Raw genomic sequence first — 20,890 nt, 5'->3', positions numbered from 1 at the left:
GAAGGAAGGGCAGATGGCGGTTTATTTGGTGAACATGATCATGGTCTATTTATGGTCGAGCTTTGCCGCATTTTACGGCAGGCGTGATGATACGATTCAAAGCGGATGGCGGCCTAATAAGCTTCTGGTGTTTTTTCCGTTTCTGTTCCTTTGTATCGTAGCTGGTATTCGGTATAAAGTAGGAACCGATTTTGTCACATATGGCCAGATGTATGAGTTCTCCATCAATTATGAAAGGCCTTGGCATATATTCGGATTCGGTGTGGATAAAGCCGCAACAGATCCGGGGTTTACGTTTATTTTATGGATGCTTAATCAACTGTCTCATGATCCGCAAATCATGTATATCTCAGTCGGAGCCATTACTTATTTTTTTATTATCAAGACGCTTATTCAATATGGCCGTCCATTTGAGCTGAGTATGCTGCTTTTTCTTGGGACCTTTCATTATTATGCGTCATTTAATGGCATGCGCCAGTATATGGTGGCAGCGATTCTTTTTTATGCCATCCGGTTGGTGATCAATGGACAGTGGAAATTGTATTTTCCGCTCGTCCTTGTATGTTCATTGTTTCATTCATCCGCTCTCATCATGATTCCTGTGTATTTTATTGTGAGAACAAAGGCTTGGTCTTGGATGATGCTGGTTTTATGCCTGGTGTTCTTAGGCTTAACCGCTCTTTATGACCGTTTTGTCTCGGTGTTTGTCGTGATGCTGCAAGGCAGTTCATATGGTCATTACGAGGAATGGCTCACAACGAATACGAATGGAATGAATGTGACAAAAATCGGTGTCTTGATTTTGCCACTTCTGCTTGCTTTCTTTTATCGAAAACGACTTCGTGAGCTGACGCCTGAGAGTGATTACATTGTGAATTTTTGTTTGCTTGGTTTCTTGTTTGGCATCCTTGCAACGAAGGATGTCATTTATGCAAGATTTCATATTTATTTTGGCTTGTATCAGCTCATTTTACTGCCATATTTCACACGCATTTTTGATCAGCGGTCTAATGTGTTTATGTATGTAGGGATTGCTGTTTGCTATATTCTGTACAGCATCATGCTGATGCCGTTCGATTCTTCAGTTTTGCCGTATAGAACGATATTTAATAAGTAGATTTGAAGAAAGGTGGGGCATGCTGTAATGCCAGCTATCAGTCTATTGGTCGCAGTTTACAATACGAGTCAATATGTGGAGCAATGTCTTCAATCAATTGCAGATCAAAGTTTTTCCGATATAGAAGTCATTCTTATCAATGATGGATCGACCGATCGCAGCGGTGAATGGCTTGAAGCATTTGCTGAGCGTGATGAGCGTTTCCGGGTAATCCATCAATCCAATCAAGGGTTAGGCGGTGTGAGAAACCGGGGCATCGAGGAAGCGAAAGGGACGTATCTCGCCTTTGTGGATTCAGATGATATTCTCGCTCCTCATTACTGTGAAGCTATGTATGAAAAAGCCGAAATGACCGGGGCAGATCTTGTTGTAAGCGAGTATTGGATTCAATTTGAACAGTCAAAGCGAACGATAGCAACGACGCTGTTAGACAAGCGCTCAGCCGAAAAAACGGATGTAATCAAAGCGTTATTACACGGAGACTTGACTGGATTCTCATGGAATAAGCTGTATCGGCGTGCCTTTATGGAAAAACACCACATTCGATTTCCGCTGCGGGGTGAGCTTGAGAACATTGAAGATCAATATGTGACGCTGCGCTGTTTTTCTTTAGCACGCAGTATCGCTTTTGTTCATGAGCCTCTTTATTATTACAGGATTCATCTGTCATCTATTGTACAGCGATATCAGAAGCAGTATTTTCATCATGGACTGACCTTTTATCATGCACAGCGCTCTTTTTTAAAAGAGCATGATGACATCTCTCTGTATGAGAAAGCATTAGACTTTTTTATCGTCAATCATACGCTTCATTGTATGCTCAACGAATGGAAGAGCCAAAATGATCTCTCTATTCAGGAAAAGCTTGATCACATGCGTGAAATGGTCACACATGATGCTTTTCAGCATGCCGTCAAACAAGTGGAACCATCGAAGCTCACAGTACGAAAACGAATGATTTTATTTCTTGCTAAGTGCCGATTGGTTTATCCGCTTTCTGCCGCGGCTTCTAGCTATCAAAAATGGATCGAATATCAGACAAGGAAATAGGGGTGATGGGATTGACAGTGCAGCAATTGAAGGCAAAAACCGCAGAGTGGCTGCTCTTAAAGGTCAAATATCCGCTTGAGTATAGACTGAGCCGCCAAAGGCTGCCAGAGCTGAGTCAACAGAAGAAAATCATTCTCACGCTGCTGCCGGGCCATGATAATTTAGGGGATCATGCGATTGCCTATGCGAGTTATTGTTTTTTAAAGAAACACTTTCCAGCCTATGACATCATAGAAGTCGACATGAAAGAGATCTATCGCCTTGCCCGTCCGCTAAAGCGAAGCCGGCACCCAGAAGACATCGTCTGTATGATCGGTGGAGGGAATATGGGGGATTTATATCGGTACGAAGAATGGACGAGACAATTTATCATCAAGACCTTCAAGTCCTACCCCATGATCCAGCTGCCTGCCACTGTACATTTTACAGAAACAAAGAGAGGGAAACGAGAGGAACGCCGCGCCATTCACACGTATAGTCAGCATCCAAGACTGCTCCTCATGGCAAGAGATCAAACAACCTATGAATGGATGAAGCTTCATTTTCCTGATCAAGATGTGTGGAAACAGCCTGATATGGTGCTGTCATTAGACGAATCATCAAAGGATGAAACACGTGAAGGGGTTCTGCTTTGTCTGCGTGAGGATCAAGAAGCATATCTCACAAAGGAGGAGCGCCAGCAGCTGCAGCAGCATATCCAAGAGACATATGATCAAGTCGGTTTGATCACAACGACAATTGGCAGACGAGTCGATCGAACAACTCGCTTAGAGGAGTTAACGTCTTTGTGGACGGAGTTAAAACAAGCGCAGGTCGTCGTGACAGATCGTCTGCATGGCATGATCTTTTGTGCGATCACTCATACACCGTGTGTTGTCCTTAGATCGTTTGATCATAAGGTGATGGAGGGATTTGAGTGGGTGGCTCACCTTCCGTTTATGACCCTTTTAAAAGAACCAAATGAGGACACTGTGAAAGAGGCCATTCATCAGCTGATGAAAACAAGCGGTCAAAAGGGAGAGGAAGCTGGATGAGGGCTCTTAAACGCTGCGTGAAAGCACAATGAATCGAGCGTTTCTTTATAATGCCAGTGCGAACTTAATCACGTTTGTCCTGATGATGCTTATGTCTGTTTGTTTAACACCTTATATTGTTCATACGCTTGGAGTGGAAGCATTCGGCTTAATCCATCTGACGCAAAATATGATCAACTATTTATCGGTCATTACGGCTTCGTTAAGTGCGGTTGTTGTGCGATTTTTTTCTGTGGCGGCTCATAAAGGAGAGATGGAGAAGGCGCAGCGCTATCTCGCTTCCTATTTCGTCAGTTCGTTTTTACTATCTATTAGTCTCTTTTTGCTTTGTCTTTTCGTGTCTCATCAGCTGGTTGAATGGCTTCATGTACCTGTTCAACTCGCAAAAGACACACAGACCGCCTTTATTTTAGGGGGGCTTTTATTTATGCTCAATTTCGTCATGTCTGGCATTGGGGCTGCACCGTTTTATGCGAATAAGCTCTATGTATCAAGTATTGGACAGGCGATTCAAATGTTTTTGAGGGCGCTGATGATTGTCATCCTGTTTACATGGACGACACCAGCCATTTGGCATATCCCGCTTGCGGCCGTCATAGGAAGCTTAGCGGCTATGGGAATCGGTATCTATTATTTTAAGAAACTCATCCCTTGGTTTTCGTTTAAGTGGCGGCACGTCTCATTATCGTCTAGTCTCACTCTTGTTCGATCAGGGGTCTGGCATTCATTTGAGCAAATGGGGATATTGCTGTTTTTACAAATTGATTTATTGATGACCAACTTGCTCATTGGAGCGGAAGCGACGGGCCAATATGCGGCAATTTTACAGTTTCCATTATTATTACGCACACTGGCAGGAACACTGGCCGTTGTGTTTGCACCAACGATCACGAAATTTTATTCGAATCAGGACAAAGAGGGACTCATTCAATATGCTGCAAACGCCATTAAGTGGAGCGGCTTATTTGTTGCGTTCCCAGCCGCACTTCTAGGAGGTCTCGCTGGTCCGCTCATGCTTTTATGGCTTGGGCCAGCCTTTGAGGAGCTGAAATGGCTTCTTATGATTCATGCGGCTTATTTATGTTTGACCTTGATGTTTTTACCGCTCACATATGTGCCAACCGTGTTTAATCGATTGAAAGTTCCTGCAGTTGTCACCCTTATATTAGGTGTGTCTAATGTGCTTTTTGCCTATGGATTGACTCATCTGCTACAGCTTGGTTTATATGGCATTGCATCAGCGGGGGCAATGGTTTTATTGATTAAAAATATTGTGTTTCTGCCATTTTATACGGCCAGGATCACGAATCAGAAACGCACTATCTTTTATAAACATGCACTGGTTCCACTTGCTGGTGGGCTATTTATTTGGGGCATCTGTGCGGGAATTCAGGCGGTATATAACGTGACTTCATGGTGGGAGCTGTTTTGTATTGGAGGGCTTTGTTTCATTCTCTATATGGGCTACTTGTATCTGTTTGCAGGAACGAAACGAGAGCGGATGCAGCTGATGCGTAAGGTAAAACATGCGGTCTCCCGCTAATATGAAAAGGAGATGCAATGATGAAAAGAATGATAGATGTGATGGTGGCATTGACGCTGCTCATCGCAGGCAGTCTTCTTTTTCTTCTCATCTATGGACTGATTAGATGGAAAATTGGAACGCCTGTGGTGTTTCGGCAGAAGCGGCCTGGTTTGTATGGCCGGCCTTTTATGCTATATAAATTTCGGACGATGACCGATGAACGCGATGAACATGGGGTGCTGCTGCCAGATCATTTGCGATTAACAAAAACCGGTGCCTTGATTCGAAAGCTTAGTCTTGATGAATTGCCGCAGCTTGTCAATGTACTCAAAGGAGAGCTTAGTCTTGTCGGGCCAAGGCCGCTTTTAATGGAGTATTTGCCTATGTATACAGAAGAACAAGCAAGGCGTCATCTTGTGAAGCCCGGTATAACAGGATGGGCACAGGTGAACGGCCGGAACACGCTTTCCTGGGAGGAGAAATTCACCTATGACCTTTGGTATGTCGAGCATCAATCGTTTTGGCTCGATATGAAAATTTTATGGATGACCTTGCTGAAAGTCATGAAAACAGAGGGGGTGCAGCAGCCGGATCATGCCACAGCTGAAAAATTTAAAGGAACCGATATGTAAGAAGCAAACCATTGGTTTAATTGGGGCCGGAGGACATAGCAAAGTCATTCAAGATCTCATTTTTGCACATGCCGATTTCTCATTATATGCGGTATTAGATGATCATTTTGAAGAGGCGGTCACTCAAAGCGGGATTTTGTATGGACCGATCTCCATGAGTGAGCAGCTGAGAGAGACAATGCCTCATATGAAATGGCTGATTGCGATCGGACAAAATGAGATTAGACAGCTCATGAAGGAACGCCTCTCATTTGAAGACACAGCATATGCCACACTCATTCACCCAGAGGCGGTCATGAGTCCGTCATCTGTCATTGGAAGGGGGACTGTTGTGATGGCAAGGGCAGTGGTTCAAGCAGATGCAGCCATCGGTGAGCATACGATTATAAATACAGGGTCTATCGCCGAGCATGACTGTATACTAGAATCGTTTGTGCACCTGTCACCAGGCGCGGTGCTGACTGGCGGTGTATCCGTGCGGGAAGGTGCCCATATTGGGGCTGGTGCCGTGGTGACACCGGGTATAACGATCGGAAGCTGGACGGTCATTGGCGCTGGAGCGGCAGTGACAAGAGATATACATGATCAGAAGGTCGCTGTAGGAATTCCTGCAATAGAAATCAAAGATCGGAGAGAAGGTGGGAAGTGATGAAAGAAAGGAAGCGAATTTACTTATCTCCTCCGCATATGAGCGGAAAAGAGACTTTCAAAATAGAGGAAGCTTTCAAGAGCAACTGGATTGCGCCGCTTGGACCGCTTGTGAATGAATTTGAACAGGCAGTGGCGGACTATGCAGGAGTGAGGACAGGAGCGGCTTTATCTTCAGGAACAGCAGCGATTCACCTTGCTTTAAAGCTGATAGGTGTGCAAAAAGGAGACATTGTCTTTTGTTCCACCCTCACGTTTGTTGCAACGGCAAATCCGATTTTATATGAACAAGCGGAGCCTGTTTTTATTGATTCTGAAAGGGAGACATGGAATATGTGCCCGCTTGCTTTAGAGAAAGCCTTGCTTGAATCAAAACGTCTTGGGAAAAAACCTCGCGCGGTCATCGTTGTCCATTTATATGGGCAAAGTGCAAAAATGGACGAGATCATGGCTCTGTGTGAAGCATATAATGTACCAGTCATTGAGGATGCCGCTGAATCGTTAGGTGCGCTTTATAAAGGAAGAAAAAGCGGCTCAATGGGCAGGTTCGGTATCTATTCTTTTAATGGAAATAAAATCATTACAACATCAGGGGGCGGAATGCTTGTGAGTGATGATGAAGCTGCGATTGAACGATGCCGCTTTCTTGCTTCACAGGCTAGAGAACAAGCGATGCACTATGAGCATCAAGAGATGGGATACAACTATCGCATGAGCAACCTCTTAGCAGGAGTCGGGATTGCTCAAATGGAAGTGCTGGACGAGCGTGTTGAACAAAAGCGCCGCATTTATCAGCGTTATCAGGACGCTTTATCAGAAGTAGAGGGTGTTCATTTGATGCCAGAATATCAAGAAACGAAATCCAACCGCTGGCTGACGGCATTGACCATTGATCGTGACACACAATTGTCTCCAGCAGATATCATTGGTGCTTTAGAAAAAGAACAAATCGAAGCAAGGCATGTATGGAAGCCGCTGCACCAGCAGCCGCTCTTTCGTCACTGCCCTTTTTATACTGCGGAAAAAGGCACTCCTGTATCTGAGCTGTTATTTGAGCGGGGGCTTTGTCTTCCGTCTGGAACGAGCATGACAGATGCAGATCAGGAACGTATCATCCATATACTTCATGACATGCTGCGAGAAAAAACATTTACCTCTTCACAGGCTGCTCATTCGTAAGCAGCCTGCCTCTCTTTCTATCAAATTCCTCAATTTGTGGAATAAATCGGAATAAGCATTGTCATTTCGTTTCAAATATGATATTGACAACGGCTTCCTTCCTCCTTAAAATGAAAATGATTATCAGCATCAATTAGGAGGAGCAACTTATGTCTATTTGGAGAAATTTTCCGAAAATTAAAATAAATTCAGTATTACCATTCCTGCTTATTTTCTTTTTACTAGTAGGATGCTCTCAAACAAACAATGGAGCAGAAGGCAATAAGGATCATCCTGATATGATCACAATGGCGTGGCCAAGAGATATTGGTGAAATGAATCCACACGTATACAACCCGTCACAATTATTTGCGCAATCAATGATTTATGAGCCATTGGTCAGCTATCAAAAGAATGGTAAGCTGAAACCTGAATTAGCGAAATCATGGGATGTTTCAAAGGATGGCAAGGTGTATACGTTCCATTTAAGAGACGGAGTGACTTTCTCAGACGGCTCTGAATTTAATGCGGACATTGTCAAAAAGAACTTCGATACAATTTTAAAAAATAAAGATTTACATAGCTGGTTAGGTGTCATTAAGAAAATCAAAAAGACAGAAGCCGTTGATAAAAAGACATTTAAACTCACATTAACAGCACCATATTATCCAACTGTGCAAGAATTAGCCGTTGTCCGTCCAGTTCGTTTCTTAGGTGAAGCAGGTTTCCCTAAAAAGGGAGATACGTCAAAAGGAATTAAAAAACCAGTGGGGACAGGCCCTTGGGTTTTAAAAACATATAAGAAAGATGATTATGCCATTTTCGAACGAAACGATCATTATTGGGGAGAAAAACCAAAGGTAAAAGAAATCAAGGTAAAGGTCATCCCAGATGCGGAAACGAGAGTTATGGCTTTTGAAAAAGGTGATGTGGATTTACTTTACGGAGAAGGAACCATTAGCCTTGATTCTTACAAACAGCTGGAAGCAAGCGGCAAGTATGAAACGAAAATGTCAGAGCCTGTTGCAACGAGACAGCTTGTTATGAACACAAAAGTGGATCAGCTGTCAGATGAGAAAGTGCGTCATGCCCTTCAATATGCCTTCAATAAAAAATCAATGGTAGAAGGGGTCACCTCAGGTTTAGAGGATGAAGCAGATCACATCCTGCCGACTAACATGCCGTATACGTCACACATTCAAGTGAAGTCTTTCAAATATGATGTGGACAAAGCCAAAGCATTGCTGGATGAAGCGGGCTGGACACTTCCAAAAGGAAAATCCGTTCGTGAAAAAGATGGGAAAAAGCTTGAGTTTAGTATGATGTATGACTCAGCGGAATCGATTCAAAAAGCGATGGCGGAAACGCTGCAAGCAGAATGGGCAGCCGTTGGTGTCGGCGTCAAGCTTGAGGGTGTGGATTTGGCCACACAGGTTCAACGCTTTAAAGCCAATAAGTTTGATATGAACTTCTTTAGCAACTACGGAGCGCCGTATGATCCGCATACATTTATGAACGTTCTTTCATCAGATGGTTTTGGATTCAAAGAAGCCATTTCAGCCTATCCAAATAAGGAAAAGCTGATCAAAGAAATGACGGAAATTCCATCCACAACAAATGAAAAGAAACGCAAAGCACTGTATTCGTCTGTCTTATCCTCTTTACAGGATCAAGGGGCAATTGTGCCAATCTCTTATTTTAAAAAGACAGCCGTTTATCAAAAAGCTGTGAAGGACTTTGAATTCCCTGCAAATCGTGATGAACATCCTTTCACAGGCATTAAGCTGAAGTAACAGAAGGAAGGTAAGGAAATGGGCCGCTATATCGTCAAACGAGTGCTATCAATTATTCCTGTATTTTTATTAGCCACACTGCTCACAACTGGTATGATTCACCTCTCGCCAGTTGACCCGGCTGAGGCATATTTAGCAGCGGCTCATATCCAGCCTACAGATGAAATATTAGCGCAAAAACGAAGTGAATTCGGCTTAGACGAGCCGTTTTATATGCAGTATCTTCATACCATTGAAAAAGTCATTCACCTTGATTTCGGCCGGTCGTATATGTCCAATCAGCCTGTCGTTGATGAGGTGATTTATCGAATACCGGCGACAATTCAATTGGCGCTTACCAGTCTGCTGATCGCTATATGCGTCAGCATTCCGCTCGGCTTTTTCAGCGGCATGAGGAAAAATGGTGCCGTGGATCATGTGAGCCGGCTCATTTCTTTCTTAGGAGCATCTATCCCGACGTTTGTCTTGGGGTATTTGCTCATCTTCTTTTTTTCAGTGAAACTTGACCTCTTACCAGTTGAAGGGATTGGAACATGGGAGCATCTCATTCTGCCCTCGATCACACTTGCAGTCCCTTTAATTGCTACGTATACAAGGCTGTTACGGTCAAGTGTGAGTGAGGCGCTTCAAGAGCCTTTCGTTCAATATGCGAGAATCAGAGGTTTGAAGGAACAATCGATCATGTTCAAGCATGTGTTCAGAATTGCGATATCGCCGATGCTGACCGGACTAGGGGTGAACCTTGGCAAGCTGTTAACCGGAACCATTATTGTAGAGGCCGTTTTCTCATGGCCAGGGTTTGGCCGCTTTTTTATTGAAGCGATCTTTAACAGAGATCTGCCTGTCATTCAATTTTATGTCCTCATGTCGGCATGTATTTTTATCTTGAGCAGCTTGATCGTTGACTTAGTTCAGCTGATCATAGACCCCCGTATTTCTAGAAAGGAAGGCCGCCAGCAATGATGACAAAAGTAAAACATCTCTTCGTTCATCAAAAGATGATCTCGATCTGCGCTTTGCTGCTCGGTCTCCTGCTCATTGTCACAATATGTGCACCATGGATCGCTCCACATGATCCGGCTGCTGTCAATCTAGCAATGAAGCTAAAGGGATCTTCGTGGGAGTATCCTCTTGGAACAGATCAATTAGGGCGGTGCAATTTATCTCGTATTTTATATGGTGCGCGTGTTTCGCTCGGCTGTGCGTTATTAATCTTTCTTTCTTCGTTATTCATTGGTTTAATTGTCGGCCTCTTTTCAGGATACAAAGGCGGCTGGATCGATCATGTTTTGATGAGAATCTGTGACGGCGTCATGGCATTTCCCAACCTGGTGCTGATTCTTGGATTAGTCGGCATCTTCGGTCCGGGACTTCCTCAAGTCGTACTTGCCTTGATGCTTGTGCAATGGGTATATTATGCCCGCGTCTTCCGAGGAATGGTGCTCAGTTTAAAAGAACAGAACTTTATTGCAGCTGCAAAAATCAGTGGGACCTCGCATTGGAACATTATGAGAAAGCATATGATTCCCAATGTCCTGCCGCCATTAGCAGTCATTGGAACACTTGAAATGGGCTGGGCGATTATGGACATTTCTGCGATGTCTTTCCTCGGATTAGGGGTTCAGCCTCCTATGCCTGAATGGGGAGCGATGATTCATGAAGGGAAATCTTACATTCAAACGAATCCTCAGTTAATGCTGTACCCAGGTCTTGTGATCATGGCTGTGGTGGTTCTGTTTAATTTACTAGGAGAAGCCCTTTCAGAGAAATATGGCATCAAACGCCGTGTGTAAAGGAATGATCAATGTGCAAGAGTCCATTTTACAAGTAGAGAACCTGCATGTGCAGACGAAAACACCTCAAGGGACAACCCCTCTTATTCAAGAAGTCTCGTTTGAAGTAGGGCGCGGTCAAATCCTTGGATTAATTGGTGAGAGCGGCTGCGGGAAAACAGTGACAAGTATGTCGATCTTGCGTATGCTTGATCGAAAAACAACGGAAGTCACTGGCAGTATCACATTACAGGGACGAGAATTGATCGGTATAAGTGAAAAGGATATGCGTTCCATTCGGGGCAAAGAAATCTCGTATATTATGCAAAATCCAATGAACAGCTTTACGCCGGTATGGACAATCGGCCATCAGCTGGTTGAAACGATCCGCCGGCATACGGCTGTCAGTAAAAGGCAGGCACGATCACAGGCAATAGATGCGTTAGCGAAAATGAATCTGCCGCAGCCAGACCAGCTGTTCAATAAGTATCCTTTTGAATTAAGCGGAGGGATGCTGCAGCGTGTCATGATCGCCATGGCTGCCTGTATGCACCCGCCCCTCATCATTGCAGATGAGCCGACAACTGCATTAGATGTACACAATCAGAAACGGGTGCTTCAGCATCTGAACCAAATTCGTCATGACTATGGAACGGCCATTTTACTCATTACCCACGATCTTGGTGTCATTGCTGAAATGGCAGATCAAGTTGTCGTCATGAAACAAGGAGAAATTGTTGAAAAGGCAGGAGTTCTTGAACTTTTTGAACAACCAAAGCATGATTATACAAAAAAACTATTAGCAGCTCGTCCATCCATCCCAGCTGTTTGCCCGATTTGAGGTGAGAAGGCCCTTGTATTTATTAGAAGTGAAAGCAGTCAGTCATGCATACACGAACCGGTCGTTTCTAATGAGAAAAAAAGGCGCAGCCCCTGTCCTGAAAAGCGTCGATTTGAATATTGAAGAAGGCACATGCCTTGGGCTGCTGGGACAAAGCGGCGCAGGGAAAAGTACACTTGGCCGCATCATACTTGGTTTAGAGAAACCAAAAGCTGGGCAGGTGCTTTTTGAAGGTCAGGATGTCTATCATGCAGATCAGCAAACACGTAAGCATTTTCGCCGGCATGTGCAAGCGGTGTTTCAGGATTCCTATTCGGCGGTAAATCCAAGGTGGACAGTCGAACAAATTTTATCTGAGCCGCTTGAAAACTACGAATCCATGAGCCGAAAGGAACGTAAAAACGTGCTGATTCACTGGCTGGAAAGAGTCGGGCTCGGTGAAAAGGATTTGTGTAAATATCCACACCAATTCAGCGGCGGCCAGCTGCAAAGGATCAACATCGCTAGAGCTTTATTGCTCCAGCCAAAGCTCATTGTACTTGATGAATCTGTCAGCAGCTTAGACATGGTGACGCAGGCTGTCATTTTAGATTTATTAGTAGAATTAAAGAAGGAGCTGGGTGTGGCTTACTTATTTATTACACATGATATAACAGCAGCCTATCACTTATGTGATCAATTGGCGATTCTTGATCAAGGAGAGCTAGCTGCCCAATTTCAATCAAAGGATGACTTCTTTTCATCAGAAGAGGAAGCGGTGCGGAAAATGAGAGATGCAATGCTCGCAGACCATCCTTTGTCACGAACGATTGGCAGACCGGTTCGGTAAAACTTCATTTTATCAATGCCTCAGCGTGCAGCCAAAGCGTCGCATTCGGTAAAAAGCAAAGAGCGAAAGCCCCTTTGCAGGCAATCTGCGCCTCTTTTAGAAAGAGGCTATTTTTCATGAAAGGCAGGTGGCATCGTGAACCATCGAGCGTATTTAGCTTTGGCCATTCCTTTAACAATTTCAACGATGACCACTCCATTACTGGGAGCTGTTGATACAGCGGTTGTCGGTCAGCTGGCAAATCCCGCTTATATTGGAGGCGTTGCGGTCGGCAGTCTCATTTTCAGTACATTATATTGGCTGTTTGGTTTTTTGCGGGTAAGTACATCTGCTTTTGCCGCCCAGGCAAACGGTGCACAGAATGAGGAGCAGGGCGTTCTTGCTTTTCTAAGACCTTTTTTTGTCGCCATCATTGTCGGACTTTGTTTTATTGCCCTGCAATGGCCGATCATTCAATCTGCTTTTCTAGTGATCTCTCCTGATGCTGATGTCCGTCAATTTGCCGCAGACTATTTTCATATTCGCATTTGGGGAGCGCCATTTACTTTAATGAATTATGTTATATTGGGCTGGCTGATGGGGATGGCTAAAATGAAAGAAGCTCTTTCATTACAAATCTTGATCAATGTCATGAATATGGCGCTCGCATTTCTGCTTGCTCATGTGTTTTCGTTTGCAGTCAAAGGGGTAGCGGCGGCGACATTGATATCTGAACTAACCGCTTTTGTGTTAGGGGCATGGATCATTCTGAAGCATTCGTCAAACGGATTCAAGATGCCTTCCATCAAGAAAATCATGGATACTCAGGCAGTGAAGAAAATGTTTCATGTGAATAAAGATTTGTTCATTAGGACGATCTGTCTGCTAGTGGTCATCAATATGTTTACGGCAAAAGGTGCTTCTTTTGGTACAGAGCTGCTGGCAGCCAATGCCATCTTATTTCAAATTCACTACATCATGGCTTATTTGTTCGATGGTTTTGCCAATGCGTCCAGCATCCTTGTTGGCAGGTCAGTTGGTGCAAATGACCGCACCCTCTATGAAAGAACCTTAACCCTTTCGAGGCAGTGGGCACTTGTGATGGCATGTGTCATTGCGGCGGTTTATTTTTTATTAAAAGAGCCGATATTGAGCTTGTTTACAAATCTCCCTCAGCTGCTAGATGTGACATTACACTATGCAGACTGGCTTGTTCTTTATCCATTTGCAGCTTGTTTCGGATTGGTCATTTACGGCGTATTTACAGGTGCAACAGAAATTGCCCCTGTTAGAAATTCGATGCTGTTTGCGATGATTTTGTTTATCGTCGTTCAAACCGCAGTCACGCCCATTTGGCACAATCATGGCCTATGGTTTGCCTTTATCATCTATACTGTAGGGCGGTCTGGCTTTTTAATGATGTATAAATCGAGGCTGGATCAGAAGCTTTTTGCATATGATAAACACCCTTTGCCATCTTGACAAAAGGGTGTTCTTTTTCGTTCATTCGCTTTCTTTTTTCACCTTTTGATAGGCTTCATCAAGATGCTGAATTCGCTTCAATACAACCGCATTTTTGGTCAGCTGGTCTTGAACAAGCGTTGACACTACTGAGCGGTAATATGCATTCATCGCATGAATCTTGTCTTCATTTTGGTTCATGGCGATGTGCTGCTTCAAGTTGTCGACAAAGTATGGAACGGAAAAAAGTTCAGACATAGAAATCACTCCTATTTCGTATATACGGTCCGTCAATCTTCATGTAAAATGATGAGAGGGAGGGGAGACAATGAGCCTTAAACTGCAACAAGAACAGGTATTAAAGCAGGTGCTCACACAAGAACTTAGGCAGGCCATTACGCTGCTGCAGCTGAATTGCGCAGAGCTCGGCGAGTATCTTGACCAGTTAGCGCTTGAGAACCCTCTGATTGAGCGGAAAGACACGGACAGCTATCAACCAGTTTATCATAAAAAATCACAAGATCGAATGACAGAGCCGTATCGAACGCATCAAAAAGAAAGCCTGCAAATGTTTTTAAAAAGACAGGCGATTGATTTGAATTTAAGTGAAAAGAATCAAAGAATCTTTCACTTTATGATTGACTCCATTGATTCCAATGGCTATCTAAATGAACCGATTGACGCAATGGCAGCTGTCTTAGAGGTGCCAGCTGAAGAAGTAGAAGCTGTCCTTCATCAGCTGCAATCGCTGGAGCCTGCCGGGATTGGCGCAAGATCATTGCAGGAATGCATCCTCCTTCAGCTGAGAAGGAAAAAGAAGCGCTGGTATGAAGCCGAGCTGATCATCGAAGAGCATTTCTTTCTTTTTGCCAGGAAGGCTTGGAAGGAAATTGCGGCCAAAACAGGTGTTTCAATGAAAACACTCCAGGCGGTACAAGATGAAGTGTCTCAGCTTGAACCAAGACCAGGCCTTCATTTCTCATTTGATGAAGAGCATGTGTATATAGAGCCTGATGTGACAATTACTGTGGTGCAGGATCACATCACATTTGAGCTGAATCAGCGCGCTTTTCCAGACGTAGAAATGAATGAAGGCTACTTCGCCATGATTCAAGACCAAAAGCGGCATGAAGCATATGCGTATTTAAAGGAAAAAGAGCAGCAGTACAATTGGCTTGTCCAAGCGCTGAAGCAAAGAAAGCAAACGATGACTCATGTCGTTCGTGAGATTATCTCACATCAGACCGATTTTTTTCTAACAGGGAAACATAAAATGAAACCGCTTACGATGAAGCGGATTGCAGATATACTGCAAGTCCATGAGTCAACAGTCAGCCGGACTGTAAAAGGGAAAATGGTGCAAACCCCTTATGGTCTTATGGAAATGAAACAATTTTTCCAAGCGAAATTAGAAGGGCATTCGCTAGAAGAGGCGTCCAGCTACACAGTCAAAACGCACATTGCAGAGCTCATCCAAACGGAAAATAAGAAAAAACCGTATTCAGATCAGCAAATCATGACACTGCTTCAGCAAACCTTTGGCATCCGCGCGTCGCGCAGAACCATTGCAAAATATCGTGAACAAATGAATCTTCCGTCCTCTACGCTGCGGAAGCGATACGATTAAAAAGAAGTACTTGCCAGAACATGGCACGTGCTTCTTTTTTGTTGAAAGCAAGGCAGCTCGAAGATTTCTTGAAAATTAAAGAGGGGAGACGTGTGATCGGAAATTTTGGGGTAAAGTATAAGATAGGGCATGAGCCGATAGGGATAGACAACAGTGATGAGGTGAGACCAATTGAAATATAAACAAATTAAAACAAAAAAAATATATGAAGAAATTGCGGATGCATTAATTGAATCCATTCGTACAGGTGAGCTTCTTCCAGGGGAAAAATTAGATTCGGTTCAAGCGCTTTCAGAAAGCTTTCAAGTCAGCCGTTCCGCTGTAAGAGAGGCACTGTCTGCTCTCAAAGCGATCGGATTAATAGAGATGAAGCAAGGGGAAGGCACATATGTGAAGCAGTTTGATCCTGAGCAGCTCACATTTAGCCTGTCTCCTGCATTTTTGATGAAGCAGCATGATGTCACACAGCTCCTTGAATTAAGAACCATAATTGAGACGGGTGCTGTTAAAAAGGCAGCGCTCATGCGAACGGACGATGACCTTCATCAGCTGCGTGAGGCACTCGAACAAATGAAACTCGCAGAAGCACATAAAGAAACTGGTGAAGAGGCAGACCTCGCATTCCATCTCGCTTTAGCCAAAGCCTCAAAGAATGATTTATTAAAAGCGTTAATGAATCAGGTCTCCACCTTGCTGGTAGAAACGATGCGGGAGACGAGAAAAGTCGTCTTATTTTCAAGAAAAGCCTCCATTCGGCAGCTTTACAAAGAACATGAACACATTTACAAAGCCGTCATGGCAAGACAGCCAGAAGAAGCAGAAAGAGCGATGCTCACGCATTTAAAAAATGTAGAAAAACTGCTGAGTGATGTGAGTCAAGAACCGGCAGGACAGTCAGAACCACAGTAAGCTGTGCCGAATGAGGGCACAGCTCTATTATTAACGAGAAATATGCAGTTTTTTCATGCGATATTGCAGACTTTGCCTGCTCATGCCCAATAACTTTGCAGTCTGTGAAATATTATCGTCCATTTTTTCTAAGTAATGGACGATGTATTGTTTTTCGAATCGTTCCATTTGGGTTTGAAAATCAGTCGTATGTTCTGGGCTTGTATAAATAAACGTGTCAGCTGCGGTATGCTGCAAAGGGTTCGTCTGTAATTGCGCTGCAGGACGGCCTTCCCTATGTTTAAATCTAAAATGATATGGAAGGTGATGCATGCATAAGTAATCCTCATCCATCATCATATTCATCCCCGCTTCAATCACATGCTCCAGTTCTCGTACATTACCCGGCCAATCATACGCTTGAAAAAGGGCTAGTACCTCTTCATCAGCCGCCTTCACCTTCATTTGAAACAGCTCATTATATTTTTGAATAAAATGACTGACAAATGTAGGAATGTCTTCTTTTCGTTCAGAAAGCGGCGGAATAAATAGGGTGACAATACCCAGCCGGTAAAATAAATCCTTGCGCATGCGTCCGCCTGCGATTGCATCTACAGGATCCTCATTCATATTGGCAATGACTCTTACATCAACAGCGATTTCTTTTGTGCTGCCAAGCCTTCTCACACGTTTCTCCTGTAATACACGCAGCAGTTTTGCTTGAAGACCAGGATTTAATGAGTTGATCTCATCAAGCAGCAGTGTACCTCCCTGCGCCTGTTCAAATAAGCCGGGCTGATCAGTTGCGCCTGTAAAAGCCCCTTTTTGTGTACCAAAGAGCAGACTTTCAATGAGATTATCAGGCAGTGCCGCGCAATTTTGGGTAATAAATGGTCCAGATGATCGGCTGCTGCCGTTATGAATACTTTGCGCAAATAGTTCTTTTCCTGTCCCTGTTTCTCCAACAATGAGCACATAGGAAGAGGTGCGTGTCGCTCGTTTTGCATGCTCAATCACCTCTAAAAACGCAGGGCTTTGTCCAATAATGGAATCAAAGGTAAAGCGCGTGCTTCCTTTTTTCTTCATATTGTGATGAATCAACCGTTCCAGCTTCGTCACATCATTCGAAATTTCAACCGCTCCTTGGATAAGGCCGTCTCGAACGAGCGGGTATGTATGATTAATCGTTGTGATTTCTTTTCCATTGTAATTATGATACGTCTGCTTTGCATGAACGGTTTGTTTCCCGGTACGCAGCGCTTGGACAAGCGTACTGTGCATTTCGTCTTGGAAGACGAAGAGGTCTAATACATTTTTATGGAGAACATCAGAGCGTTTCAAAGACTCAATCTCCATCATTTTTTTATTATAAACAACAGTATTGCCATTCTCGTCAATTGCATGAACCCCGACATCTATTAAATCAAGCATTTGTTTATACAGATCAATCTCATTTTCCAGCTTTGCAGTATACTGATCTTCTTTCATTGAAGCACCTCCAGACGTTACCTCTATTTTAACATGAAAAATTTTGCGGTTCCCTCTAAAAAATTTGGCAGATGCAAAGATATTTTGCATAAAGAATCAGATCAATCACCGCTACAATGCGGGCAGAAAGTTGGCACGATCCTTGCATATCATATGTGTGTAGATAAAAGAGGGTAGCTTATAGAAGGAGGAATAGACGATGACACAGACAAATGAATTGATTCAACAAACCGAACAATACGGTGCGGCAAACTATCATCCGCTGCCAATTGTGATTTCAGAGGCTGAAGGAGTTTGGGTGACAGACCCTGAAGGCAATCGATATATGGATATGCTGAGTGCGTATTCCGCGGTGAACCAAGGCCATCGCCATCCCCGCATTATTGAGGCGCTCAAAAAACAGGCAGATCGTGTGACACTGACTTCAAGAGCTTTTCACAATGATCAGCTTGGCCCTTGGTATGAGAAAATTTGTCAAATGACGAATAAAGAGATGGCACTCCCGATGAATACTGGCGCTGAGGCTGTAGAAACAGCTGTAAAAGCAGCAAGACGCTGGGGCTATGACGTCAAGGGAATCGAAGACAATCGCGCAGAAATCATTGCGTGCGTCGGTAACTTCCATGGCAGAACGATGACGGCTGTTTCCCTTTCTTCTGAAGCAGAATATCAAAGAGGTTTCGGTCCAATGCTTCCAGGCATTAAACTGATTCCTTACGGAGATATTGAAGCGTTACGTGAAGCCATTACACCACAAACAGCGGCTTTTCTGATCGAACCTATTCAAGGAGAAGCGGGAATTGTCATGCCGCCGGAAGGCTTCTTGAAGGAAGCGAAGTCGCTTTGTGAAAAGGAACATGTGCTGTTCATTGCGGATGAAATTCAGGTCGGATTAGCGCGAACAGGTAAGATGTTTGCATGTGACTGGGAAGACATTGAGCCAGATATGCTGATTCTTGGGAAAGCTTTAGGCGGCGGTGTATTCCCAATCTCGTGTGTGGTCGCAAACCGCGATATATTAGGTGTGTTTAACCCTGGATCTCACGGCTCTACCTTCGGCGGAAATCCTCTTGCGTGTGCGGTGTCGCTGGCTGCACTGGATGTCTTAATCGACGAAAACCTTGCAGCGCGTTCTATGGAGCTTGGCGAATACTTAAAAGACAAACTCACGCGCATTCAAAGTCCTGTCATCAAGGAAGTGCGCGGCCGCGGATTATTTATCGGCATGGAGCTGACAGAGGCAGCGAGACCTTATTGTGAGAAGCTGAAACAAGCAGGGCTGTTATGTAAGGAAACCCATGAGACCGTCATCCGCTTTGCACCGCCTCTCACGATATCTAAAGAAGATTTAGACTGGGCGATTGGTCATATTGAAGCATTATTTCAAGCATAAATGTCAAAGGGGGAGAAACCTTCACTTTCTCCCTTTCTCTTTCAACGAACAGCGAATTTTGTCAAAGGATGATGAATAGAAGAGTGAAAGTGGGGAAGCGGATTTGAACCAAGAACAGCATAATGAACTAGAACGTTCCATGAAAAGCAGGCATCTCTTTATGATTGCCTTAGGCGGCGTCATTGGTACTGGTCTTTTCCTTGGGTCAGGACTCATTATCCATCAGGCTGGACCCGGGGGAGCCATTCTATCCTTTATCATTGGCGGATTGTTAATGTATTTGGTGATGCTCTGTCTTGGAGAATTAGCGGTGGCGATGCCGACAGCGGGTTCCTTTCAGGAGTATGCAACCAAATATATAGGTCCGTCCACAGGCTTTATGATCGGCTGGCTTTATTGGTTTAGCTGGGCATGTACAATAGGACTGGAGTTTACGTCAGCAGGCATTTTGCTCCAAAGGTGGTTCCCAGATATCCCTGTTTGGCTTTGGTGTCTTGCATTTAGCGTGATTTTATTTGCCGTGAATGCCATCTCAGCTCGCAGCTTTGCTGAAACCGAGTTTTGGTTTTCAGCCATTAAGGTCGCTGCCATCCTATTATTTATTATCATTGGAATTGGCGCAATTTTCGGAATGATTCATCTGAAAGATGGAGAACCAGCCCCTCTATTTCGTCATTTGACGGATCATGGCGGACTATTTCCTAACGGCGTTTTTGCTATTTTATTAACCATGGTCACGGTCAATTTCTCCTTTCAAGGAACAGAACTTGTAGGGATTGCAGCAGGAGAGAGTGAAAGCCCTGAAAAAACATTGCCTCGTTCTATACGAAATATTATTTGGAGAACGATGGTCTTTTTCGTTTTATCCATTGCGGTTCTGGCCGCGCTTCTTCCGTGGCAGACAGCAGGCACTGTCGACAGCCCGTTTGTCGTCGTGCTGGACAAGGTCGGTATACCATATGCGGCAGATATCATGAATTTTATCATCATCACAGCCGTATTATCTGTAGCAAACTCTGGATTATATGCATCATCACGTATGCTTTGGTCGCTGTCGAAAGACGGGAAAGGACCTGAATTTACGAAAAAGCTGTCCAAGCGTAAAATTCCGATCAATGCACTATTGGTGACAATGGTCGTATCTGCACTATCCCTGCTGACAAGTGTTGTGGCTCCAAAAACGGTGTATGTGTGGCTCATTTCTATTTCTGGTATGGTTCTTGTTGTGGTATGGATGTCTATTTGCTTGTCTCAGTATTTCTTTAGAAAACAATTCCTAAAGGCGGGCGGAGATGTAAAGGATCTCGTCTTCCGAACACCGCTCTATCCATTTGTTCCACTAGCAGGCTTTATCGCATTTGGCATTGTCCTCATCAGCTTATTTTTTATCGAGGATCAGCGGATCGGTCTTTATTGCGGAATCCCGTTCATGGCTGCCTGCTACATTATTTATTATCTCAAAATCAAACCGAAGGAAGAGGCAAAACAGTTTGGAACCATCACAAAAACATAAGCAGGTCCTGAAAAAAATGTGCATGCTCATATCACCAGCATGCACATTTTCCATCGTGAATACATTCTATATAAAAGAAAATAAATATTTTGAAAAGAAATATCATCGCAAGAACCTTGATGACAAGCAGGCTATCGGTGAA

19 protein-coding genes are annotated in these 20,890 nt (G+C 44.0%); 17 read left to right on the top strand and 2 right to left on the bottom strand.

What is annotated here, in order from left to right; translation table 11 throughout:
- The first annotated feature begins 13 nt into the window (after window positions 1-13).
- From NSQ76_RS16950 to NSQ76_RS16890, 13 genes are all read left to right on the top strand, one after another.
- Entirely contained in the window at window positions 14-1,117 is a 1,104-nt protein-coding gene (locus NSQ76_RS16950; RefSeq protein ID WP_285710010.1) for an EpsG family protein, read from the top strand.
- 27 nt (window positions 1,118-1,144) lie between these two features.
- Window positions 1,145-2,167 carry a glycosyltransferase family 2 protein gene (locus tag NSQ76_RS16945; RefSeq protein WP_341055022.1) on the top strand — a complete coding sequence of 341 codons (1,023 nt, stop codon included), beginning with the start codon at window positions 1,145-1,147 and terminating at the stop codon, window positions 2,165-2,167.
- A 5-nt stretch (window positions 2,168-2,172) separates the two neighbouring features.
- Entirely contained in the window at window positions 2,173-3,201 is a 1,029-nt protein-coding gene (locus tag NSQ76_RS16940; RefSeq protein WP_341055019.1) for a polysaccharide pyruvyl transferase family protein, read from the top strand.
- 28 nt (window positions 3,202-3,229) lie between these two features.
- Complete coding sequence (locus tag NSQ76_RS16935; protein ID WP_341055017.1) at window positions 3,230-4,744, top strand: MATE family efflux transporter; 1,515 nt, start codon at window positions 3,230-3,232, stop codon at window positions 4,742-4,744.
- Window positions 4,745-4,764: 20 nt separating this feature from the next.
- Window positions 4,765-5,358 carry a sugar transferase gene (locus NSQ76_RS16930; protein ID WP_029707401.1) on the top strand — a complete coding sequence of 198 codons (594 nt, stop codon included), beginning with the start codon at window positions 4,765-4,767 and terminating at the stop codon, window positions 5,356-5,358.
- Entirely contained in the window at window positions 5,321-6,007 is a 687-nt protein-coding gene (locus NSQ76_RS16925) for an acetyltransferase (protein ID WP_268479070.1), read from the top strand. The genes NSQ76_RS16930 and NSQ76_RS16925 overlap by 38 nt, the downstream gene beginning before the upstream one ends.
- Window positions 6,007-7,185: a DegT/DnrJ/EryC1/StrS family aminotransferase gene (locus NSQ76_RS16920; RefSeq protein ID WP_171464705.1), complete on the top strand. Its 1,179-nt coding sequence runs from the start codon at window positions 6,007-6,009 to the stop codon at window positions 7,183-7,185. Before NSQ76_RS16925 ends, NSQ76_RS16920 begins: the two co-directional genes overlap by 1 nt.
- Before the next feature lie 149 nt (window positions 7,186-7,334).
- The gene (gene nikA / locus NSQ76_RS16915) at window positions 7,335-8,957 is read left to right on the top strand and encodes a nickel ABC transporter substrate-binding protein (protein ID WP_341055006.1); all 1,623 of its coding nucleotides are present in this window, start codon (window positions 7,335-7,337) and stop codon (window positions 8,955-8,957) included.
- 18 nt (window positions 8,958-8,975) lie between these two features.
- Window positions 8,976-9,920 carry a nickel ABC transporter permease subunit NikB gene (nikB, locus tag NSQ76_RS16910; RefSeq protein ID WP_024423514.1) on the top strand — a complete coding sequence of 315 codons (945 nt, stop codon included), beginning with the start codon at window positions 8,976-8,978 and terminating at the stop codon, window positions 9,918-9,920.
- Entirely contained in the window at window positions 9,917-10,750 is an 834-nt protein-coding gene (gene nikC / locus NSQ76_RS16905; protein WP_024423513.1) for a nickel ABC transporter permease subunit NikC, read from the top strand. Before nikB ends, nikC begins: the two co-directional genes overlap by 4 nt.
- Window positions 10,751-10,754: 4 nt before the next feature.
- Window positions 10,755-11,570, top strand: a complete 816-nt coding sequence (gene nikD, locus NSQ76_RS16900; RefSeq protein WP_197172948.1) for a nickel import ATP-binding protein NikD — start codon at window positions 10,755-10,757, stop codon at window positions 11,568-11,570.
- A gap of 13 nt (window positions 11,571-11,583) precedes the next feature.
- Window positions 11,584-12,399, top strand: coding sequence for a nickel import ATP-binding protein NikE (gene nikE / locus NSQ76_RS16895; RefSeq protein ID WP_197172947.1), 816 nt, complete (start codon window positions 11,584-11,586; stop codon window positions 12,397-12,399).
- A gap of 135 nt (window positions 12,400-12,534) precedes the next feature.
- Window positions 12,535-13,860 carry an MATE family efflux transporter gene (locus NSQ76_RS16890; protein WP_341055001.1) on the top strand — a complete coding sequence of 442 codons (1,326 nt, stop codon included), beginning with the start codon at window positions 12,535-12,537 and terminating at the stop codon, window positions 13,858-13,860.
- Between the two features lie 21 nt (window positions 13,861-13,881).
- Here the strand turns inward: NSQ76_RS16890 and yvfG are convergent, their stop codons facing one another.
- Window positions 13,882-14,097, bottom strand: a complete 216-nt coding sequence (yvfG, locus tag NSQ76_RS16885) for a protein YvfG (RefSeq protein WP_003213121.1) — start codon at window positions 14,095-14,097, stop codon at window positions 13,882-13,884.
- A gap of 70 nt (window positions 14,098-14,167) precedes the next feature.
- On the opposite strand from yvfG, the gene rpoN reads away from it, so the two are divergent.
- Window positions 14,168-15,466 (top strand): RNA polymerase factor sigma-54, encoded by a 1,299-nt coding sequence (rpoN, locus tag NSQ76_RS16880; protein WP_149126278.1) that lies wholly within the window; start codon window positions 14,168-14,170, stop codon window positions 15,464-15,466.
- A gap of 171 nt (window positions 15,467-15,637) precedes the next feature.
- The gene (locus NSQ76_RS16875) at window positions 15,638-16,375 is read left to right on the top strand and encodes a FadR/GntR family transcriptional regulator (RefSeq protein ID WP_024423507.1); all 738 of its coding nucleotides are present in this window, start codon (window positions 15,638-15,640) and stop codon (window positions 16,373-16,375) included.
- A 30-nt stretch (window positions 16,376-16,405) separates the two neighbouring features.
- Here NSQ76_RS16875 and NSQ76_RS16870 read toward each other — a convergent pair whose 3' ends face one another.
- Window positions 16,406-17,842 carry a sigma-54 interaction domain-containing protein gene (locus NSQ76_RS16870; RefSeq protein ID WP_025094033.1) on the bottom strand — a complete coding sequence of 479 codons (1,437 nt, stop codon included), beginning with the start codon at window positions 17,840-17,842 and terminating at the stop codon, window positions 16,406-16,408.
- 199 nt (window positions 17,843-18,041) lie between these two features.
- Here NSQ76_RS16870 and NSQ76_RS16865 point away from each other — a divergent pair, with 199 nt between their 5' ends.
- Both NSQ76_RS16865 and NSQ76_RS16860 read left to right on the top strand, forming a co-directional pair.
- On the top strand, window positions 18,042-19,235 hold the full coding sequence (locus tag NSQ76_RS16865) for an ornithine--oxo-acid transaminase (protein WP_024423505.1): 1,194 nt from the start codon (window positions 18,042-18,044) through the stop codon (window positions 19,233-19,235).
- A 139-nt stretch (window positions 19,236-19,374) separates the two neighbouring features.
- Window positions 19,375-20,748, top strand: a complete 1,374-nt coding sequence (locus NSQ76_RS16860) for an amino acid permease (RefSeq protein ID WP_234107949.1) — start codon at window positions 19,375-19,377, stop codon at window positions 20,746-20,748.
- The last annotated feature ends 142 nt before the right edge of the window (window positions 20,749-20,890 follow it).

Origin of the sequence: Bacillus sp. FSL M8-0256 (assembly GCF_038005765.1) — a bacterium.
In the GTDB taxonomy this organism is placed as follows: Bacteria; Bacillota; Bacilli; order Bacillales; family Bacillaceae; genus Bacillus; species Bacillus safensis.
The sequence above is the reverse complement of the archived record's forward strand: the minus strand, read 5'-3'. Positions and strand labels throughout refer to the sequence as shown.

Coding starts and splice junctions, on each gene's coding strand:
- NSQ76_RS16935 (WP_341055017.1), top strand. CDS start 3,230: ATGAATCGAGCGTTTCTTTATAATGCCAGTGCGAACTTAATCACGTTT.
- NSQ76_RS16925 (WP_268479070.1), top strand. CDS start 5,321: ATGCCACAGCTGAAAAATTTAAAGGAACCGATATGTAAGAAGCAAACC.
- NSQ76_RS16920 (WP_171464705.1), top strand. CDS start 6,007: ATGAAAGAAAGGAAGCGAATTTACTTATCTCCTCCGCATATGAGCGGA.
- yvfG (WP_003213121.1), bottom strand. CDS start 14,097: ATGTCTGAACTTTTTTCCGTTCCATACTTTGTCGACAACTTGAAGCAG.
- nikB (WP_024423514.1), top strand. CDS start 8,976: ATGGGCCGCTATATCGTCAAACGAGTGCTATCAATTATTCCTGTATTT.
- nikA (WP_341055006.1), top strand. CDS start 7,335: ATGTCTATTTGGAGAAATTTTCCGAAAATTAAAATAAATTCAGTATTA.
- NSQ76_RS16870 (WP_025094033.1), bottom strand. CDS start 17,842: ATGAAAGAAGATCAGTATACTGCAAAGCTGGAAAATGAGATTGATCTG.
- NSQ76_RS16940 (WP_341055019.1), top strand. CDS start 2,173: ATGGGATTGACAGTGCAGCAATTGAAGGCAAAAACCGCAGAGTGGCTG.
- rpoN (WP_149126278.1), top strand. CDS start 14,168: ATGAGCCTTAAACTGCAACAAGAACAGGTATTAAAGCAGGTGCTCACA.
- NSQ76_RS16865 (WP_024423505.1), top strand. CDS start 18,042: ATGACACAGACAAATGAATTGATTCAACAAACCGAACAATACGGTGCG.
- NSQ76_RS16945 (WP_341055022.1), top strand. CDS start 1,145: ATGCCAGCTATCAGTCTATTGGTCGCAGTTTACAATACGAGTCAATAT.
- NSQ76_RS16930 (WP_029707401.1), top strand. CDS start 4,765: ATGAAAAGAATGATAGATGTGATGGTGGCATTGACGCTGCTCATCGCA.
- NSQ76_RS16950 (WP_285710010.1), top strand. CDS start 14: ATGGCGGTTTATTTGGTGAACATGATCATGGTCTATTTATGGTCGAGC.
- nikC (WP_024423513.1), top strand. CDS start 9,917: ATGATGACAAAAGTAAAACATCTCTTCGTTCATCAAAAGATGATCTCG.
- nikD (WP_197172948.1), top strand. CDS start 10,755: ATGATCAATGTGCAAGAGTCCATTTTACAAGTAGAGAACCTGCATGTG.
- NSQ76_RS16860 (WP_234107949.1), top strand. CDS start 19,375: ATGAAAAGCAGGCATCTCTTTATGATTGCCTTAGGCGGCGTCATTGGT.